Origin of the sequence: Salinimicrobium terrae DSM 17865 (genome assembly GCF_000424665.1) — a bacterium.
GTDB classification, from domain to species: Bacteria; Bacteroidota; Bacteroidia; order Flavobacteriales; family Flavobacteriaceae; genus Salinimicrobium; species Salinimicrobium terrae.
The window spans coordinates 42,119-61,945 of sequence record NZ_AUKI01000001.1 but is presented as its reverse complement, the minus strand read 5'-3'; the positions used below and the strand labels follow the sequence as shown (position 1 = coordinate 61,945).

Sequence of the window (19,827 nt, the reverse complement as noted above, 5' to 3'; positions counted from 1 at the left end):
TTGGTTATTTTAATGAATCTCCCGGTGGCGAATAAGGTCCCGGATTTTTCCCAAAGATAGAAAAATGTACGTAACGTTTTGGATTCAATTTCACGTCCTGTATCAAAGCATCAAGCTGATTTGTTGCCCTTTCAAGATTATTGTAAACTGAAGGATCATTAACAAGCTTTCCGGCTGTTCCCTCGCCGGAGTTCATTTTTTCAGAAAATTCTTCCAGGTTAGCAACTGTAGCTTCAAGCTCCTCTGTGATTTTAAGTATATCAACTTCAGCAAGGGTATCTGAGAAGTTACTAAAGTTTATAGCCATCTCATCAAGATTGGTAAAAGTTCGGTCAAGTTTAGGAGCATTTTCGTCCAACACCTCTTCTACAGTATTTGCCGAATTGTTGAGGGAAACCATTGTTGCATTAAGACTTGCAATACTGTTCTTTATATCTTTTCTCGTGGCAGGGCTCATTACTTCATTAAAAGAATTGACTAAAGAATCTGCACTTACAATGAGATCTTCTATTTTTTCCTGCAGCGGAGTAAGCCTTTCGTTTACCAGTTCAAGTAGCCCCTCTTCTATTTCACCGGGAAGCGTATCTCCCGACACTGCAATATTTCCCGGTTCATATTCGGGAATAATGGCAAGCGATTTACCTCCAATGAGTCCACCCCCATATATTTGGGCTACGCTATTTTCAGAAAAAGGAAAATCATTATCAACAGAAAAAGTCACTACCAGTCTCCCGGAGACATCAAGAAATCCAATTTTGGTGACATTACCCACCCTAAGGCCATTAATAGTAACAGCGGATGAAGGTGAAAGTCCTTCCACATCACTATAGACGGCATAGAACGTTCTACTGGAATCAAACCAGTTTTTACCTTTTAAAAAGCTGTATCCAAAAATAAATAAAAGAATGGCAACAATGGCCAGAAGAGCGGTTTTTACCTCTTTAGTATATTTCACAAAAATTGTCCTGTTTGATGAGGCACAAATATAAAATTTATCTAGTAAAGAAGGTCTATTTGGTTTTTGTTTTTAACGCCTCATTAACGCTGATCTTCTCATTTCCACGAAAAGCTACTATGTAGCTGTCAGGATAACCTGTGCGCTTTGCCATTTCATGGAAATCCTGGATTTGCGAAAAACTGGAAGTAGCTCCATAATAATATTTAAAAAGTTTTCCCTCCTTATTCCTTGAGACCTGCTTTAAGCCTTTAAAATTTCGGGAAGAAGGATCAAGCTTCTTACCTGAGGCAGCCAATTGTACACGAAAAGTTATTCCGTCATAAACATCTAAAGGCATTTCCTCAGTTTCCTGCGTAAGCTGTACGGGCGGATTGGCCTCCAAGTTGTCCAGAATATCATGATTAATCGAGTTTTTATAATCCTTAACTGCCCTTACAATAGATGCTGAAATCGCAGATTGCCCCGCAGCACTATTAAGGAAAGCTCCTTCAGCCTTATTGCTCAAAAAACCTGCTTCAACAAGGACGCTCGGCATATAAGTTTCTCTTAACACCAGGAATCCTGCCTGCTTCACTCCCCTGTTCACTCTCTTATTAATATTCGTGAAGTTTTTTTGAATAAGATCTGCTAATAGGATGCTTTGGTCGAGATACTCCTCTTGCATAAGAGTAAGGCCTATGTAAGATTCAGGTGAATTCGGATTAAAACCATCATAGGTCATTTCATAATCTTCCTCCAGAAAAATTACCTGGTTTTCCCGCATAGCTACTTCGAGGTTATCCTGATTTCGGTGAAGTCCTAATACAAAAGTCTCTGTCCCCTGGGCTTGCGATCTATGACCATTCATATGAATAGAAACAAAAAGATCTGCTTCAGCCTTATTTGCAATATTGGCTCTTCCTGCAAGAGTAACAAAAACATCAGATTTACGAGTGTAGATAACCTTTACATCCGGAATTTTTTCAAGTTCGGCTCCTACCTGTAGAGCTATATTGAGGGAAATATCCTTTTCTGAATATCCATTCCAGCTATTTCCCGGATCCTTACCTCCATGGCCTGCGTCTAATACCACTACGAAAGGATCTCGCGGCGGATCTCCCCCAACAGAAGCAGCCAGGGAGAAATTAATAGTAGTAAAAAATATCAAAAAGACTAAAATGTTCGTTTTCATATTGAAATAACGGTTCATTAAAACGCTTATTATTTTTCCTGAACTCTAAAAGGTTCCTTAAAAAATATATGTAATTTTGAGACTTCAAAAAACGAGCCACACCATACAAAAATAGCATAACTAGCATTGCGAACAAAGATACTTTACATACTTTCCTGCTGTATTTTTATGCTTTTTCTAGCCCCAAAATCTACAGCACAGGAAATCAAAACAAATGAAGGTATCCGCATTCCTGCAGAACGTGAACCGGTGCAAGTAATACTCGATTCCATTATTATAGAAGCTCCGGTTCCCGTTATAAGTCTTACACAACAAGATACGGTGAGACCGCGGAATGAAATGCTTGCAGATAGAGTTGTTTACACGGCCGTTGACTATATGCGTTTAAGTCCGCGCGAAAACAGGATCTATCTTTACAACAATGCCGAAGTCACTTATGGTGATATTAATATTACTGCGGGTCGAATCATTCTCGACAATGAGCGGAATGAGGTTTATGCCTACGGAATTGTTGACACGGCAGGTGTATACACTCAAAAGCCGGTATTCACCCAGGCCCAGAGTGTAGTACGTCCCGATTCTATTCGTTTTAATTTCGATTCTGAAAAAGCTCTTGTGTTCAATTCCCGTACAGACCAGGGAGAATTTAAAGTGCTTGGGGAAATCACTAAAAGGGAAAATGATTCAGTTTATTACATGCAAAATGTAAGGTTTACCACCTCTCCCAATGAAGAGAATCCCGATTACTATTTTTACGCCAGAAGGATCAAACTAGTACCCGATAAGAAAATAGTTTCGGGGCTTGTAAACATGTATATTGCCGATGTTCCTACTCCATTGGGTCTGCCTTTTGGATATTTCCCAATGACCGATGAGCAAACTTCAGGATTTATCATCCCCTCTTTTGGAGATGACAACAATCGCGGCTTCTATCTGCAAAATGGAGGTTATTATTTTGCCATAAGTGATTATGTTGATCTTACTGTCCTGGGAGATTATTATACCAACGGGAGTTATGGATTAAGGATGGAATCCTCCTATGCTCTTCGCTACAGGTTTAGGGGAAATGTGAGTTTTAGATATGAAAAGTTGATCAACAGTGAAAGAGGGTTTCCAGATTTTTCTGAATCCACTATTTACAACCTTCGCTGGAACCACGCCCAGGATTCAAAAGCAAATCCTTCCTCCAGGTTCTCTGCAGCTGTGAACCTTGGTAGTAGTGACTATTACCAGGCTTCTACCAACCAAATGAACACAGGAAACCGGTTGACAAATACCTTAAGCTCTTCGGTTTCGTACTCAAAAACTTTTAACATCCAGCCTCAGGTAAACTTGAGCATCGCTGCGACGCATAGCCAGAATACCAATACGGAACAGATTAATATGACGCTTCCTACCGTGCAGGCTAGCATGGCTCGAGTTTACCCATTTGAGCCCAAGATAGGTGCCAAAAAAGGTATCATAGAGAACATTAATTTCCAGTACAATTTTAGAGGAGAGAATAGATTTCAGACTACAGATTCCCTCTTCTTTCAACCCGAAATGTTCAAAAATGCCATCTTAGGAGCTCAGCATTCTATCCCGCTCACCACCAATTTTAAATTATTTAATTATTTAAGTGTAAGTGCGGGAACAAATTATACCGAGTCATGGGTTTTCAGGACCTTTAAAAGATCCTACGATGAGGATGCACGCCTTGAGATCATCGACACAGTGAGTGGCTTTGACTCCTTTCGCACCTACAACTTCAACACTAGTATTGGGACCACAATCTACGGAACCAAAAATTTTAGCGGAGATGGAAAACTACAGGCCATTCGGCACATGATACGTCCATCTATAAGTTATAATATAAATCCCGGGTTTGGGTATTATTATGATAATTATATCATTCCGGAGACTGAAGGTCGTGAAGAACGTATTGTCGAATATTCCAGATTCCAGGGAACCTTATACGGTCCCCCGGGAAAAATATTCTCCAGTTCTATTGGCCTTTCATTAAGTAATACTTTTGAAGCAAAGGTGAAAGATTCGGTAGATGCCGAACCGCGAAAAGTAAAACTACTTAACAATCTTAATATAAGCACTTCCTATAATTTGGCGGGAGATTCATTGAAACTATCTCCTATTAGTATCCGCGGAAGTATTCCGGTCGTTCAAAACAAATTGGATATTAACTTTGGAACCAACCTGGACATTTATGCTCTGAACAATCAAAACCGCCGAATCAATACGCTAAATATTCAGAATGGTGGAAGTTTATTCCGGCTTACCAACGCAAATGTTAGTTTTGGATATTCCTTTTCAAGCCGGGATTTTTCAGGAGGAAAAGAGAATGTAAACCGGCTTGAAAATCAGACTTTCAGAAATGGCGGACGACCCGATGATCTCTTTGGTAAAGACATGGACATTGACGGCACTTTTTATGATGAGCATGAGCAGAATATGCCCGAAGAGGATGAGGAGAGTGAGAACAGCTGGTATAACTTTGACATCCCCTGGGACCTTAGGCTAGCTTATGTACTTAACTACAGTAACAATGCTCGCCAAGGCCAAATTTCCTCCCACTCCTTGATGTTTTCGGGAGATGTGGAACTTTCTCCCAAGTGGTCTGTAGGTGCTTCTTCGGGTTATGACTTTGTCAACACGGGATTTACCCATACCCAACTGAGGTTTGGCAGGGATCTCGAGAGCTGGAGAATGACCTTTAGCTGGACTCCTTTTGGCATTTACAAACAATGGAATTTCTTTATTGGGATCAAGTCTTCCCTGTTAAGAGATATTAAATATGAGAAGAGAAGAGAAAGAGATAGAAGATTATAAAAACTGAAAATCATGAAAAAGATCATTCAAACTAAAGATGCACCGGCACCAATTGGAGCTTACAACCAGGCAGTTTTAAGCGGAAATACTTTATATATTTCCGGACAAATTGCACTTAACCCGGTAAGTGGGGAACTGGAACAGAAAAATATTGAAGAAGAGACAGAACAGGTAATGCGAAACCTTAAAGCAATATTGGTCGCGGCCGAAATGAGCTTTGAAAATGTAGTAAAAAGTTCAATCTTTATAAGCGATATGAATAATTTCGGCAGGATCAATGCCGTTTATTCAAAATATTTTGATGAAGAGACAGCCCCGGCACGGGAAACTGTGGAAGTGGCCAATCTTCCGAAATTTGTCAACGTAGAGATTAGTGTAATCGCCGTAAAGTAAAATTTCTCCAGGTCTATCGGCTCAAACTACAAGAGGTTCCAAAAATGCCATTTTTGGAACCTCTTGTAGTTAAAAGTCATCGGCTCCGGGAAACCTGATATAATCGGGGGCAAGACTTTTCTTTTCAACCTGCCCATCTTCCTCTTCCTCTCGAATGGCGGCAGTACTGGTAACTTCCCGGTCAACAATTTTCCGCAGGAGCTCTTTAAAAGTGTCAAAATCCACCTGGTAAGATAATCCTACTCCCTGCGTAAAGCCTAGTTCTTCTCCAAGATATTGAATGTTGTTTTCCCGGTTGAAAATAGTTGCCCGTAAGTTTCCTTCTTCATTCAAAAGAAATTCGATCTCCAGGTTTCCCACAATAACAGTTTCAGTGACACCTCCTACCGGCACTCCAACCTGGCCATTTATTAGTACCCGTTCACTAATTTGTGTGGAAAGAGTTACCCCAAACCTATCTGCCATTGATTGTTCGGGAGTTCGTATCCCCTGTTCGTAATTAAGGCCCACCTGGAATGTCCCTGAATCGTCGGAAAGCAGGTTATTAAAGAATCCTGAAGCACTTTCAAAAAGGTTCCCTGCCCATATGCTTCCGGGGCTACCCGTAAGCACATTTTCTGTGTAAAATTGGCCGAGAGTAATAAGAGAGAACGCCTGAATTTCGGTATTGGTGCTGGTTTCTATTTTGTATTCCAGTTCCGATCTGACAGCCGAAGCTACATTGGGATATTCGAGATCAAAGGAAATATCGGGTTGCAAAAGCTCTCCTTCAAGATTAATCACCACATCTACGGGTATCCTTCGGCTAACACCGGGATTGTCCAGGACAATTGCCGGGTTAGCATGGGCTTCATAGACTGCACTAATATTGAGATCGGCCAGAGCAGGGTTTCCATTCCAGTTTATACTTCCACCAGGCCGCACTTCGAAACGCTTTTGCAGTGCGCCGTAATTAAAAATATATTCTCCAGTATTTGCAATAAAGTCACCCCACATATTAAATTTTCCCAGGGTATTGATCTCGATCAGTAAAGTTCCTGCTCCTCTTCCCCGCAATATGCTTCCGTCAATGTCCAGTTCCACCAGAGCATCATCTGTAACGTCAAGATCAAAATTAAGTTCCAGACCTTTAACATCCTGGAATTCCAGCTCCTCACCAGCTAATCGGGCTGCCTTTTCCTCCGGGCTCAAAAAGTGAATAAATGAATTATCTCCTACGCTTTCAGAATCACTAATAGGGATTTTGAAAACTGTTCCTCTACGGGTGGCACCTACGACATCAATCACAAGTTCAGAGGTTGGGCCGTAAATGGCCGCATTTCCCCCAATGAAAGCTGTACCGTAGTAAAGGGCTTCCTCATCATAATCTGTATCCAGAACCAGAAGACGGTTTGTAGAGATGTTAAGTCCAAGGACCCAATCGCTAAAGTTCCTGTGGGAAATTGTCCCATCAAGTACACCAGTGGTGTTGTATTCTGTATCGGTAATTGTAATCTCATCAAAGTTAAACTGCTGCTGATTTAAATTCACCACAGCTCCTTCTTCAAAAGCATAATCCACCTCCAAATATGGTATTGATAAGCCTGCCTCATCAAGAAAAAGTCTTCCTTCTATATCAGGATTTTTATAATTTCCCGTAACATCGGCTTCTCCCGAAACTAAGCCTCTTATGTTCTCAATGACATCTTTTCCGAGGGGACTAAAAGCGGCCAAATTAAAATTTTTCAGATCTACTTCCAGGTCAATTTCGGGTGAATCTCCTTCCACCAGGATCTCCCCAATAGCCGAAAGTGATTCCAGCCCTGCGTTCCGCAGTGTAGTGTTTACATTGTAAAGGCTCAAATCGCGGTTTCCCATTACATCGAGGTTGAGAACTCCCAACATCTGGTCATTAATTATAAGATCCCTAACTGTAAGAGAAGTATTAGGATAATAAGCCCCTTCCTGCTGCAGGAGATTTAAAGAGCCGTTTACAATCCCTTCCATTTCCAGGCTGGCGAATTCGGGAGTGATTTTATACAAATCCACATTGTCGAATTCCATTCTGAAATCTTTATAAGTGGAATCACGCATTTCTCCCGATAATCGGATTTCTTCATTTTCATGGCTCAGCACAAGAGAATCAATTCTCACATTATTAAATCCATTAGAGAAAATGATCCTATTGGACTTGTTACCTTCCTCATTAAGATGCCAGACGCTTTCTTTAAATTTCAGGTCCGAGGGTTGCAAACCTATTACAGACTGATTGTCATCATTAATGGTGTGGTACAAATTAAGATTAAATTCATCGTTGCTTTTAGGGCCACCTTTAAATTCTGAACGCATGAAAAGGGTATCATTGAGAGTAACATTGATGAGATTGAAATCCTTGATGTTGTAAAAATTTGTAGCTACACTATCAATTTCAATAAAAGTATTAAAAAGTGGATTTGAGTTATCTACCTGAATATTAACCTTATCAAATAAGTTATTGAAAGCTTCTATTTGAGGGGATCTAAAGGCCAAACGAAATTCAGATTCATCAGATTCCACACTTCCCCGTATGAAAGTATTGGGAGCCAGGGCTATTTCAGGATAAAAAACTTCTACGATCTTATTGTAAATATCAAAGTCAAAATTTAGATACTGGTCGGTGGTAATCTTATTGGGACGATAGTTGGTGTAGAGACTTCCAACCGCATTTTCAATCAATGCAGGAACTTCCGTAATATCAAATATCCCTTCTATTGTACCATTAATGACATCTGGGGAATGCACCTCAATAGTCCTCACAGGCCCATCAAAATCTGATGTCACTTCAAGGTCCTTGAACATGTAAGTATCATTCTCGTTCTTATAAGAAGTATTTAAAAGATAAATCTCTCCCTCAAAATTATTAAGGTTAGTACCTTCCATATTCATAATCACATCTCCCTGAAAAGTGGAGATACTATCGCGTTGCACCAAATTTAAGGCAGCCAGATCGGCATGGGCCACAGAGGCTTCAAAATCATATATGTTTGTTTCGGCTGAAAAATCTGCAAGTCCATTAAATTCCATTCGGAGATTAGGATCCAGAGAGATCACATTCCCATTAAAAAGAGGTGCTTTTAAAGTACCACGTAATTTAAGATTGTTGTAAGTGTAGCCATTATATACCAAACGCGAAATACTTCCCCGCACCTGCGTATTCAGGGTTTCTGTTGTAAATCCTCTTCCGTCAAAAGTAACATTAAGCGAAGTGGTGCCCAGATCCCGGATATTGGCTAATCGTCCCACATTAAAATTTCGCGCCACCAGGCGACCGTCGTAAGAGGTAATTACTCCTTCTCCAAAGCCGTTCATTTCAAGATCAATGTTAGCGGCTCCCAGCTGTGAGAACAAAACAGCATCTGTAACCAAAGAGTTTTCTGAAATAAAAATATCTCCCTCAAGCTGAACATTCCCCAGTTCTCTGAGTTCCCGGGGTAATTTACCCTGAAGTAAACCGGGAAGGAGATTAACAAGATCGTAATAATTGGTGGAAAGATTTGTTATAATTCCGTCAAGGGAGAATTCATCTTCATCTGTGCCCAGGGAATTTCTAATTTGTAGTTCTCCTTCGAGGCGCGTGCGATCAAGGCCGGTCATTTTAATATCGTAAAGCAGTAAATCATTTAGTATCCCGTCAAGATTAGTCGAAAAATTGATCTTTTGATCTTTTCCAAATTTGTCATAAAAAGGCTGAAGATCATTTGTAGAGATGGTTGACGGTCTAAAGGTCGCCTCAACAGGTACAGTATTAATAAATCCTGCAAAACCATTGGTAATATCAAAACGAATGTCGGAATCAATTCTAGAATCAGGAGTTTCTACCTGCAGCTCTTCCAATACCATTTCCTCGGAAGTATAGGTGAAATCCATACTTAGATGGGTCACTCTAATTCCTCTGTTTTCAAAACCCGAAAGCTTTTCAATATCCACATAAACATCTGAATCTTCTACCAATAAACCGCTGGCTAGAATGAATAGGTTATCTAATCTGACTACTTCAGGATCATTTAAATTCTGGTTTATGTAGTTGAACTTCCCGTTTACCACCTCAAGCCTTGAAATGGCCAACACAAAAGGAGTGGACTCCTGCTGTTTTTTACTTTTAAGCTTATTAAGAAATATATTTAGGTTATCCCGCTCCTCCCCTTCATATACCTTCATGTTCATGTAAAGGTCCTTTGCGGTTGTAGCTCCCAGAGTAGGATTATTGTTATAAATACTTCTAAGGCTGGTAGCCGACGTCTTTACCTGTTGGGAAAAAATAAGGGTGTCCTGGTGGTGATCCAGGATCAAAACATCATTTAGTTTAAGCTTTCCGCTATAAGTAATGCCAACCCTCCCAATACTTATGTCTACATCTTTAGATTCTTTAAGTGAATCTGTAATTTTTCCTGCAACAAAAGTCTGTACGGAGGGAATAGAAAATACTATCAACAAAATGATGAAAAGCAGCAGCAGAGAGAGCAGCATTTTACCTAGTATTTTCCAGAATTTTCTGATAGATTTTTTAGTTATAACTTTGCGAGCAATATTAACAATTTTCGGGCCTAAATACTAAGGATGACAGCACAAAATATTTACATACTCGGCATTGAATCTTCCTGTGATGACACCGCTGCTGCAGTACTTCACAGCGGAAAAATCCTTTCAAATGTTGTGGCAACCCAGGAGGTTCATCAAAAGTACGGCGGAGTGGTGCCCGAGTTGGCTTCACGAGCACATCAACAGAACATTGTACCGGTCATTCATGAAGCTCTTTCAAGGGCCGGAATTACTAAGGAAGACCTCACGGCTGTTGCCTTTACCCGTGGCCCGGGTTTAATGGGTTCGCTCCTTGTGGGGACTTCTTTTGCAAAATCATTGTCTTTAGGTTTAAAGATTCCCCTTTTGGACATCAACCATATGCAGGCTCATATTCTCGCGCATTTCATCGATGAGAAAGATTTCAAAAAACCCAAATTTCCGTTTCTCGCTCTAACGATTAGTGGAGGCCACACCCAAATCGTAAAAGTTACCGATTACTTTCAAATGGAAGTAATTGGAGAAACCCTGGATGATGCAGTGGGAGAAGCTTTCGATAAAAGCGCAAAGATCCTTGGTCTCCCCTACCCCGGTGGACCCCTGGTAGATAAAAATGCTCAAAAAGGTGATCCTAAAGCCTTTCCTTTCCCCAAACCGAAGGTAGAAGGTTTGAACTTTAGCTTTAGCGGATTAAAAACTTCGATCTTGTACTTCATTCAGAAGCAGGTAAAGCAGAATCCACAATTCATTGAAGAAAACCTAGAAGATATCTGTGCTTCAATTCAGCATACCATCATTGGGATTCTTATGGACAAACTAAAGAAGGCAGTTAAACAAACGGGGATTACAGAGATCGCAATTGCCGGAGGAGTATCGGCAAATAGCGGAATAAGAAACACTCTGCACGAAGCGCAGGCAAAGTACGGCTGGAAGACTTATATTCCTAAGTTCGAATATACAACAGATAATGCCGCGATGATCGCCATTGCAGGGCATTATAAATTTATTTCTGAAGATTTTGCCGATCTGGGAGTGACTGCCAAGGCAAGAATTAAAATGTAATCCATGCACCTCTTTTTTCATCCTGAAGTAACAGAAAATGATAGGGAAGTCCGATTTTCCAGAGAGGAGAGTAAGCATATTGTGAAAGTCCTGAGAAAGCGCGAAGGAGATACTTTACACCTCACAAACGGGAAAAGCTGGATCTTTGAAACAGAGATCACTCTGGCCGAGCCTAATAACTGTAGCGCCAGAATATTGTCTGCTGAAAAAGAGCCTCCGGCACCTTATCATTTACACCTTGCAGTTGCCCCTACCAAAATGAATGACAGATACGAGTGGTTTTTGGAAAAAGCCACAGAAATAGGCATTCAGGAGATCACACCGGTGATTTGTGACCACAGTGAAAGAAAAGTAATTAAATCTGAGCGCTTTCAAAGAGTGATTCAGAGTGCGCTGAAACAATCACTACATACTAGATTCCCGGTGTTGAATGAACCTGTCAGTTTTAAGGATTTTATAAAGAAAGGTCATTCGGAAGCCAAGTTCATTGCACACTGTGAAGATTCCATGCCAAAAAAATTACTCTCAAGGAGTCTCCAAAAAGCTATTTCAGCGACCATTTTAATTGGGCCCGAAGGAGACTTTTCCGAAGAAGAAATAGAAGTAGCAATGAAAGCAGGCTGGGAACCTGTAAGCCTGGGAAACAGCAGATTAAGAACTGAAACTGCTGCGATAGTTGCCTGTCATACAGCTGCTTTGATCAATGAAGAAGAATAATTCCCTTTTTGCTATTTTAGAGTCATGAAAAAACTGTTTTTAATCCTTTTCTTATTTTCCTTTTCGTCGAACGTGCAGGCACAAAAGGTTGCAGTACTCAAATACGGAGGTGGGGGCGATTGGTACAGTAATCCTACTGCGGTACCGAATCTAATTGAATTCTCTAATCAAAATATTAAAACCTCAATTGACCCTCAACCTGCGACAGTAGAACCCGGTAGTACAGATATTTTTCAATATCCTTTTATTTTTATGACGGGTCATGGAAATGTGTTCTTCAGTGATGAAGACGCTTTAAATTTGAGGAATTATCTTCTTGGAGGAGGATTTTTGCACATTGATGACAATTACGGCATGAATGAGTATATTCGCAGGGAGCTGGAGAAAGTATTTCCGGATAAAGAGCTCGAGGAACTTCCCGCCTCCCATCCTATCTTTTCTGCAGCATATAATTTTCCAAATGGACTACCAAAAATTCATGAACATGACGGACTTCGTCCACAGGCATTTGGAATTTTTGAAAATGGACGGCTCCTCTGCCTGTTTACTTTTGAAACCGATCTTGGTGATGGCTGGGAAGACTCAGAGGTACACAATGATCCCGAAGAGGTGAGGTTAAAGGCGCTTCAAATGGGAGCGAACATCATGAAATTTGCTTTTTCTAATTAATGCAGGCAACTCACGATTCCACCACTTTCAAAAAGAAGCAATTTCCTATTGTTTTAGTTTTGGACGGAATTTCCAGTCCGGCGAACCTGGGTAGCTTATTTCGGCTAGCCGATGCTTTTGGGGTTGAAAAGCTACTTTTCTGTGAAAGTTTGGTAGACTTAAACAGCAACAGGTTAAAGAGGACAGCCAGATCCACTGTCAAAAATGTGCTTTTTGAGGAGCGGGATAATTCCGAAGCTGTTATCCGGGAATTAAAATTATCGGGATATGAAATTCTCGCTCTTGAAATAGGTTCAGGAAGTATTCCAATTCAGGAGTGTAATTTACGGGCTAATGACAGAGTGGCTTTGGTGCTGGGAAATGAAAGACTGGGAGTGAAGAATGAGATTTTGGAAAAGGCCGATAATCTTCTGCATATAAATATGTTTGGAGAAAACAGCAGCATGAATGTAAGCCATGCAGCTGCAATTGCACTCTTTGAAATTACTAAAAGGCTGCAGCCAGTTCAATGAGAAATAATATATTTACCTAGTGAACGAAAAAGAACTTTCCTACGGAATCCTTCGAGCCATTGCCATATTATTAGGAGTGGTTTTTCTTCTTTATTTTCTGTACCTCATACAGTCGGTCCTGGTTTATATCGCTATTGCCGGAGTAATCTCCCTTGTAGGACGTCCTGTAGTCCTTTTTCTTAAAAATCAACTTAGGGTTCCCAATAAGCTCGCGGTGGTCATTGTCCTGCTGCTCGTACTCTCGAGTTTTATCGGTTTGATCACGATCTTTATTCCGATTGTAGTGGAACAAAGTAAAAATTTGGGACAAATAGATATGGATGCTTTTACCAGGGACTTAAATGAACTTAATAATCAGATCAATAATTATCTTGGAGTTGAAGAAATCAATATTATTGAAGGTATTAAACAAACCGAATTTGCACGAAATTTTGATCTGGCCACAATCCCCCGTTACCTGAATAGTTTTTTCGGAATACTGGGAGCGGGTATTATCGCGGTATTTTCCATAATTTTTATTTCCTTCTTTTTTTTAAAAGATAGCCGTCTAATGCTCAACAGTATCCTGGTCTTCTCTAACAGAGGCCATGAGGATAAATTTCAACGGGTTTTTAATAAGATAAAGGTATTACTATCCCGCTATTTTGTTGGTCTCACCATGCAGATAACCGTCTTGTTTATTCTATATAGTATATTGTTATCTCTGTTCGAAATAAAAAATCCTATTGCCATTGCCTTAATTTGTGCTTTTTTAAATGTAGTCCCTTACCTGGGGCCGATTATTTCAGGAATTTTGATCTCTCTTTTTGTGATTTCCAGCAACCTGGGAGCTGATTTCCAAACTATTATCCTGCCCCAACTTGTCTATGTTATGGCCGGATATCTAATTTGCCAGTTGATCGATAATTTTATTAATCAGCCACTTATTTTTGGAGCTAGTGTGCGATCACATCCCCTTGAGATCTTCCTGATTATCCTTATTGCGGGATTAACTTTCGGAATTTTAGGGATGGTTGTGGCAGTGCCTTTTTATACTGCGATCAAGGTCATTGCAAAAGAATCTTTAAGTGAATACAAGATCGTTAAACGCCTGACCAGGGATCTTTAATTGAACCAGAAACTTCTAAATAACGAGGTTCAGGAATATCTTGAAAAGCATCATAAAACTGAGCTGTCAAAAATGGCATTTCAGGGCAGTCCTTTTGAAGGCATTTCCATTCAGGAGCTTTTGGTGCAAATTTCAGGTAAGAAAAAAGCTGAAAAAAAATTGCCTCTCTGGTTTGAAAAAAGTGGAATCATTTACCCTCCAAATGTCAATTTAGAGCAAACTTCTTCAGAGATCACTGCAAAATATAAGGCTTCCCTAATCCAGGGCCATAACCTGGCCGATATAACAGGTGGCTTCGGAATTGATTCTTACTATTTTGCTGAAAAATTTGAACAAGTAAGACATTTTGAACTTAATCCTCATCTGCAGGAAATCGCCGCTCACAACTTTGAACTATTGGGTGCTAAAAATGTCATTTCTGAGGCCGGGGATGGAATAGAATTTCTGAAAAATACTTCAGAAAAATTTGACTGGATCTATATAGATCCTTCCAGACGAGACGAAGCCGGCGGACGCGTATTTTTCCTGTCGGATTGTTTACCCAATATTCCCAAAAACCTGGAGTTGCTTCAGGAAAAAACCGATAGTATTCTTTTGAAGACTTCCCCCCTGCTAGACCTTCAGGCCGGGCTCAGGGAACTTCAAAATGTGCATGAAATCCACATAGTCGCTGTGGAAAATGATGTGAAAGAATTGCTGTGGATTTTTAAGAAAAATGTTTCAGAAGAGATTCGTATAAAAACAATTAATTTTCAGAAGAAGGAAAAACAACTGTTTGAAAGTTCCTTTGACAACGCTCTAATAGCAGAAGTTTACAGTGATCCTGAAATTTTTCTTTACGAACCAAATGCGGCCATAATGAAAAGCGGCTTATTTGCTGCCCTGGGAAAAGAATTTGGACTTAAAAAACTACATCCAAATACTCAGTTATATACTTCGGAAGAACCTGTTGAATTTCCGGGAAGGCGTTTTAAGATCCTGCAAGTACTACCTTTCAGAAAGAAACATTTGAAAAAGGACTTTCAGTTAAAAAAAGCCAATATCACCACCCGCAATTTTCCTGAAACTGTTGCAGAACTCCGGAGTCAGTTCAAAATTAAAGACGGAGGAGAGAATTACCTGTTTTTCACTACACTTCTCAACGAGGAGAAGGTAGTACTGCTTTGTCAAAAAAGTTAAAGTAGGGCGTTATTCCAGAGGAACCTCACGGGAGATTTTATTTTCAGAAATATTTTCTTTTGATGAGCGAAACTTCCGCAGAAAATTGCGTGGTGCGATGTAAAAAACCGCAATAAAGACAAAATAAACATTTAACACGGTGATCCTTGCAACGTCCTGCCAGGGCTTGAAATGAGTAACCCTTTCCTTGGGATCGTACAGCACCTTTACGGGTAAATTTATCACCTTCACCCCATTCCAGGCCGCTTTTACAATCACTTCAATCTCCAGTTCAAAACGAGAGGTGTACAAAGTGAGAGAATTCAGGGCTTCGAGAGGATAAAGTCTGTACCCACACTGGGTGTCCTGGAGTTTCACTCCGGTTTCAACCCGATACCAGAAGCTGGAAAAACGGTTTCCTATACTACTTTTGTCGGGAACTGTAGGATCGTCCATTTTTCGGGAGCCGATAACCAGAAGTTCAGGTTCGGCAGGAAGATGATCCTCCAGAGCATCCAAAAACACACGGAAGTCATCGGGATAATGCTGCCCGTCTGAATCCATAGAAATCGCATACTTAAAACCCATTTTAGAAGCTTCCTTAAAACCTCTTTTAAGTGCATTACCTTTCCCTTTGTTCACAGGAATATGGATTACCCGAAGGAAAGAAAATTGCTGGAGAACACTGGCAGTATCATCTGTAGAACCATCATTTACCACTATCATATTGCTGGTATAAAGATGCACCTCATCGATTACCCTTTGAAGAGTTCTATCATTATTATATGTTGGGATAAGGACACAGCATTGCAGGGCATCAAATCTAGACTGGTATAAAGGCGGATTGATCAAATAATGAGTTTATTATAAATTTAGATAATCTTCAGATTCGGAATTTTATTGGGAGTGCAAAAATAGGAAATCTGGAGGTTTTTCCTTCTATAGTTTTGTCCTTCTCACCAAAAGAAGAATTTACAAAAGATCTTTCAAAAATACTCTTGAAAAATGACATTTTTAAAAAGGAAATTTCAGCTCAGAGTTTTTTCTGAAGGCTTTTTGATAAGTCCAAAAAGGTGCGGGACCCTCTAATTTTCAAGAGCAAATTGTGACAATTAGCACCTCTACTATCGTCTCTTCAATTTTCAAATTACCTCCCTGCGGTCGGTGATCCTTTGGAGTGGAACTGAAACAATGCCTGCACAGGCTGGCGCCTGGGACCAACAAAAAAGCCCTGCACTTTTGTGCAAGGCTTTATTTCGTCGGGGTGGCAGGATTCGAACCTGCGGCCTCCTGCTCCCAAAGCAGGCGCGATAACCGGGCTACGCTACACCCCGAGATCAGCTTAAGCTGATAATTTCAATTAACAATTTTTCAAATCCAATTACCTCCCAAAGCAGACAAGATAAATTGAAAAATCCTGAATTCTAAATCCTGAATCTTGAATTCATTTAGCGGAGAGTGTGAGATTCGAACTCACGCGACAATTGCTCGTCGACAGTTTAGCAAACTGCTCCATTAACCACTCTGGCAACTCTCCTTGTAATGTATATGAACTTGCAAATATTTTGCGGTTGCAAATGTATGTGTTCAGATACATCTTTGCAAACCTTTTATTGCCTTTTTTCCCTTAAAAAAGGAATAAATTTTTAATCTAACTAATATCAACTTGTTGCCTCTAATCAAGATAAAAAATATAAATCCTTGGTTTAGCCTAAAATCACACTTCAGTTAAAAATTCTCAAAACTTCCTTCGAGTGATATTTAAAATATTATTTTTAACATAACTCAGTAAAATAATATACTTCAGTTTTATGTCTATTCTCCCCGCAAATATTGAGCGATACCAGAAGTTTTTGAGTTTTATGTTAAAGTACTGGAACAGTGAGCTTTTACATGAAACTGCTTCAAACGCTATGGAAGAAGAAACAGCTCGAAATTTTAGTGATTAAGAACAATCTCCGGAAGAGCTGGTTGAAGACCTTAAACAAATGGGTCCCACCTATGTCAAATTGGGACAGTTGCTTTCTACCCGGCCCGATCTTTTACCAGATCGGTACTTAAAAGCTTTAGCTTCGCTTCAGGACGACCTTCCCACCATCCCTTATGAAGAAGTGAGAGAGATCGTAGAAGGAGAAATTGGTAATAAAATCTCGAAAGCCTTTAATTTTTTCAAGGAAGAGCCTTTAGCCAGTGCTTCTATAGGTCAGGTCCATCTGGCCGAATTAAGATCAGGGAAAACAGTTGCTGTAAAAGTCCAGAGACCCGATATCAGGAAAAAATTTATGGAAGATCTTGATACTCTTGAAGAAATGGCAGGTCTCGCCGTAAAACATACAGAAGTTGGCAAAAAGTATGGTTTTAATGATGTCCTGGCAGAACTGAGAAGGATTATGCTACATGAATTGGATTATCTTAGGGAGGCAAGTAATCTGGTCACTCTGGGAATAAATCTCAAAGATTATCGAAGGCTAATAGTACCACAGCCATTCCCCGACTATACTACCTCCCGCGTTCTCACCATGGAGTATGTAAAGGGGAAAAAGATTACCAGCGTTTCACCTCTTAAAAAGACTGAAAATGATTACACAGCACTTGTTGATGAGTTTATTGAAGCATACCTAAAGCAAATAGTATCTGACGGATTTGTACATGCAGATCCTCACCCGGGTAATATTCATCTTCTGGCAAATGAAAAGATCGCTCTTATGGATCTTGGAATGGTAGCCCAGTTTTCCAAGAAGATGAAAGATCATTTGCTAAGACTATTGTTAGGATTGAGTAAGAATGACGGAGAAGAGATTGCTGATATTCTTATAAACATGAGCGATATTACCGAGCATGCCACCGAAAAGGAATTCAGAAAGCAGATAAGTGTCATGGTGCAGGAAAGCAGTAATAGTACGGCACAGGATATGCAGACCGGAAAATTGTTGATCCAGATGAACAGAAGTGCTGCCATGAATGGCATACATCTCCCCGTAGAGGTTAATATCCTCGGAAAGATCCTGCTGAACATGGATCAAATAGTCGCATTTTTGGCACCTGAATACAATTTGAGAGAAGCAGTAAGAAATTACATGAATAAGTTACTGCATAACAAAATGCTGAATGAGTTAAAACCAGAGGAATTATTTTCGGTGTTATTGGATTCCAAAAAGCTAATGGAAAACCTTCCCGATCGCCTGGATAAGATAACAGAGAACCTTGCCCGAAACGAATTTCGTTTTCGTATAGATGCAATTGACGAAAAAAGGTTTACAGATGGTTTTCAAAAAGTGGCCAATCGAATTACGCTTGGACTTATCATTGCGGCTATGATTATTGGTGCCGCAATGTTGATGAGTGTCCCCTCCCCTTTTATGATCTTTGGATATCCAGGACTCGCAATCCTGTTCTTTTTACTCGCAGCTGTGGCAGCTGTTTACTTGAGTTACACAATACTTTTTAAAGACGAATAGTTAATAGAAGCTTTTGCTCACCCGAAGACCCAACCCAACCTTCGAAGATTCCTCAAATTGCAAGTCAACCCCTACTTGGAGGTTGACATCCATAAATTCCTGCCAGACATTGACATCCAAATAAGTTGAAATAATTTGTTCAATTGGTCTGGAACTTCCGCTCTTTGCACCATAATTCCCGCGGTAACTGGTAAGAAATTTATACGGGTAAGTATAAAAAGCGCTACCTGTTATCCCTATGTGATGAGCAACAATATTATTATGAGCTATTCTAAATCTATCTTCATCAAGCATGATAAATGGTAAACCAATTATTCTTTTTTCATAGGTCCAACCTGACTGATAAAGGTGGTTATTAAAGTAATTATCTTTTCCGTCTGTCGTGGGATAATTTTTGCTTTGATTTCTTGTAAAATAGTATTCATACAAAAAAGCCTGGATCCATTTTTCCGGTTCCCTGTCCCTCAGATAAAATCCGTACCGACCATCCGGAGTATTTCTAAGTTTGATTCCGGAGAAATCTTCAAATAGAGTGTTGTAGACAAGAGAAATATCATAATGAGATATACTGGTGTTTAATTGAACCTCATAGCCTCCAAGATGGTTCCCCAGAGCATTAACCTCACTTTCACCTACAAAACCGTCTCCACCAATTATGCTTCCTCCGGTAATCACCCTCAGATAATCATCAAAACCTGCCGGAATTTCCCCATATTCAGGAGATTTCCCTCCCCATTGTGCGTAATGATGACCTCCTGCGATAAACTCAAAATTTCTTATACCTGTGTATACAAAATGAAAGCTTTTATGATGAATTCTTATGTTCGGAATATGCCTGTCCTGTTCATCTGAGAAATATTCTTCCCAAGATGCTTTAACACTAATTCCTGCACGTTTAAAAACTTCTATAGGCTTGAAATTGATTCCTATTCCTGGAATGGGTCGGGAATTAAGGGACCAGAGCATATTTTTATTTGTAGCACTGATTCCGCTAAAGAACTCCTCTTTTTGTTTTCTTCCGGCAAAAGCTTCAAATAAATTATTCTCGTAGCTTACGAAATATTCATCAAGTTGGACCTCTTCTGTATAGCCATCTTTATAAAGTATTCCTAATCCAGCCTCCACTATCCCTCCATCGCGAAATCCATACCTACCCATACCATCTATCCATGAACTGAAATTTGTTCTTTCGTCAATTCTGCCGCGTTGGTTAGAATGCATCCAGAAAGGACTTTCTTCTCCCGAATAAATCAAGCCTTGAG

At 40.0% G+C, this 19,827-nt stretch carries 15 protein-coding genes and 2 tRNA genes; 10 read left to right on the top strand and 7 right to left on the bottom strand.

Annotation, left to right across the window (positions count from 1 at the left end; translation table 11 throughout):
- Nucleotides 1-4: 4 nt before the first annotated feature.
- Both H148_RS0100300 and H148_RS0100295 read right to left on the bottom strand, forming a co-directional pair.
- On the bottom strand, nt 5-955 hold the full coding sequence (locus H148_RS0100300) for an MlaD family protein (RefSeq protein WP_029033005.1): 951 nt from the start codon (nt 953-955) through the stop codon (nt 5-7).
- A 55-nt stretch (nt 956-1,010) separates the two neighbouring features.
- The gene (locus H148_RS0100295) at nt 1,011-2,129 is read right to left on the bottom strand and encodes an N-acetylmuramoyl-L-alanine amidase family protein (RefSeq protein WP_037324421.1); all 1,119 of its coding nucleotides are present in this window, start codon (nt 2,127-2,129) and stop codon (nt 1,011-1,013) included.
- 168 nt (nt 2,130-2,297) lie between these two features.
- Here H148_RS0100295 and H148_RS0100290 point away from each other — a divergent pair, with 168 nt between their 5' ends.
- Complete coding sequence (locus H148_RS0100290; RefSeq protein WP_156877172.1) at nt 2,298-4,952, top strand: putative LPS assembly protein LptD; 2,655 nt, start codon at nt 2,298-2,300, stop codon at nt 4,950-4,952.
- Between the two features lie 12 nt (nt 4,953-4,964).
- A complete protein-coding gene (locus H148_RS0100285; RefSeq protein WP_029033002.1) occupies nt 4,965-5,345 on the top strand; it encodes a RidA family protein in 381 nt (126 codons plus the stop codon).
- A 69-nt stretch (nt 5,346-5,414) separates the two neighbouring features.
- On the opposite strand, the gene H148_RS0100280 is transcribed toward H148_RS0100285, so the two are convergent.
- Entirely contained in the window at nt 5,415-9,830 is a 4,416-nt protein-coding gene (locus tag H148_RS0100280) for a translocation/assembly module TamB domain-containing protein (protein ID WP_245583364.1), read from the bottom strand.
- 90 nt (nt 9,831-9,920) lie between these two features.
- On the opposite strand from H148_RS0100280, the gene tsaD reads away from it, so the two are divergent.
- The 6 genes from tsaD to H148_RS0100250 all read left to right on the top strand — a co-directional run bounded on the left by tsaD (nt 9,921) and on the right by H148_RS0100250 (nt 15,128).
- Nucleotides 9,921-10,943: a tRNA (adenosine(37)-N6)-threonylcarbamoyltransferase complex transferase subunit TsaD gene (gene tsaD / locus H148_RS0100275; protein WP_029033000.1), complete on the top strand. Its 1,023-nt coding sequence runs from the start codon at nt 9,921-9,923 to the stop codon at nt 10,941-10,943.
- Between the two features lie 3 nt (nt 10,944-10,946).
- The gene (locus H148_RS0100270) at nt 10,947-11,660 is read left to right on the top strand and encodes a 16S rRNA (uracil(1498)-N(3))-methyltransferase (RefSeq protein WP_029032999.1); all 714 of its coding nucleotides are present in this window, start codon (nt 10,947-10,949) and stop codon (nt 11,658-11,660) included.
- 24 nt (nt 11,661-11,684) lie between these two features.
- Nucleotides 11,685-12,329, top strand: a complete 645-nt coding sequence (locus tag H148_RS0100265) for a DUF4159 domain-containing protein (RefSeq protein WP_029032998.1) — start codon at nt 11,685-11,687, stop codon at nt 12,327-12,329.
- Nucleotides 12,329-12,841, top strand: coding sequence for a TrmH family RNA methyltransferase (locus tag H148_RS0100260; RefSeq protein ID WP_029032997.1), 513 nt, complete (start codon nt 12,329-12,331; stop codon nt 12,839-12,841). Before H148_RS0100265 ends, H148_RS0100260 begins: the two co-directional genes overlap by 1 nt.
- A 19-nt stretch (nt 12,842-12,860) precedes the next feature.
- Nucleotides 12,861-13,949, top strand: coding sequence for an AI-2E family transporter (locus H148_RS0100255; RefSeq protein WP_029032996.1), 1,089 nt, complete (start codon nt 12,861-12,863; stop codon nt 13,947-13,949).
- A gap of 72 nt (nt 13,950-14,021) precedes the next feature.
- Complete coding sequence (locus tag H148_RS0100250) at nt 14,022-15,128, top strand: class I SAM-dependent methyltransferase (RefSeq protein WP_342663227.1); 1,107 nt, start codon at nt 14,022-14,024, stop codon at nt 15,126-15,128.
- Nucleotides 15,129-15,137: 9 nt separating this feature from the next.
- On the opposite strand, the gene H148_RS16945 is transcribed toward H148_RS0100250, so the two are convergent.
- From H148_RS16945 to H148_RS0100230, 3 genes are all read right to left on the bottom strand, one after another.
- Nucleotides 15,138-15,959, bottom strand: coding sequence for a glycosyltransferase family 2 protein (locus H148_RS16945; protein WP_083961529.1), 822 nt, complete (start codon nt 15,957-15,959; stop codon nt 15,138-15,140).
- A 407-nt stretch (nt 15,960-16,366) separates the two neighbouring features.
- Nucleotides 16,367-16,441: transfer RNA gene (locus H148_RS0100235), tRNA-Pro, on the bottom strand.
- A gap of 118 nt (nt 16,442-16,559) precedes the next feature.
- Nucleotides 16,560-16,644: transfer RNA gene (locus tag H148_RS0100230), tRNA-Ser, on the bottom strand.
- Nucleotides 16,645-16,918: 274 nt separating this feature from the next.
- Here H148_RS0100230 and H148_RS18765 point away from each other — a divergent pair.
- Nucleotides 16,919-17,056 carry a hypothetical protein gene (locus tag H148_RS18765; RefSeq protein ID WP_245583363.1) on the top strand — a complete coding sequence of 46 codons (138 nt, stop codon included), beginning with the start codon at nt 16,919-16,921 and terminating at the stop codon, nt 17,054-17,056.
- A gap of 39 nt (nt 17,057-17,095) precedes the next feature.
- Complete coding sequence (locus H148_RS16940) at nt 17,096-18,565, top strand: ABC1 kinase family protein (protein WP_245583362.1); 1,470 nt, start codon at nt 17,096-17,098, stop codon at nt 18,563-18,565.
- Here H148_RS16940 and H148_RS0100220 read toward each other — a convergent pair whose 3' ends face one another.
- A complete protein-coding gene (locus H148_RS0100220; RefSeq protein ID WP_245583361.1) occupies nt 18,566-19,786 on the bottom strand; it encodes a capsule assembly Wzi family protein in 1,221 nt (406 codons plus the stop codon).
- Between the last annotated feature and the right edge of the window lie 41 nt (nt 19,787-19,827).

Coding starts and splice junctions, on each gene's coding strand:
- H148_RS0100220 (WP_245583361.1), bottom strand. CDS start 19,786: ATGCATTCTAACCAACGCGGCAGAATTGACGAAAGAACAAATTTCAGT.
- H148_RS0100250 (WP_342663227.1), top strand. CDS start 14,022: ATGGCATTTCAGGGCAGTCCTTTTGAAGGCATTTCCATTCAGGAGCTT.
- H148_RS0100270 (WP_029032999.1), top strand. CDS start 10,947: ATGCACCTCTTTTTTCATCCTGAAGTAACAGAAAATGATAGGGAAGTC.
- H148_RS0100265 (WP_029032998.1), top strand. CDS start 11,685: ATGAAAAAACTGTTTTTAATCCTTTTCTTATTTTCCTTTTCGTCGAAC.
- H148_RS18765 (WP_245583363.1), top strand. CDS start 16,919: ATGTCTATTCTCCCCGCAAATATTGAGCGATACCAGAAGTTTTTGAGT.
- H148_RS0100260 (WP_029032997.1), top strand. CDS start 12,329: ATGCAGGCAACTCACGATTCCACCACTTTCAAAAAGAAGCAATTTCCT.
- tsaD (WP_029033000.1), top strand. CDS start 9,921: ATGACAGCACAAAATATTTACATACTCGGCATTGAATCTTCCTGTGAT.
- H148_RS0100290 (WP_156877172.1), top strand. CDS start 2,298: ATGCTTTTTCTAGCCCCAAAATCTACAGCACAGGAAATCAAAACAAAT.
- H148_RS0100285 (WP_029033002.1), top strand. CDS start 4,965: ATGAAAAAGATCATTCAAACTAAAGATGCACCGGCACCAATTGGAGCT.
- H148_RS0100295 (WP_037324421.1), bottom strand. CDS start 2,129: ATGAAAACGAACATTTTAGTCTTTTTGATATTTTTTACTACTATTAAT.
- H148_RS0100280 (WP_245583364.1), bottom strand. CDS start 9,830: ATGCTGCTCTCTCTGCTGCTGCTTTTCATCATTTTGTTGATAGTATTT.
- H148_RS16940 (WP_245583362.1), top strand. CDS start 17,096: ATGGGTCCCACCTATGTCAAATTGGGACAGTTGCTTTCTACCCGGCCC.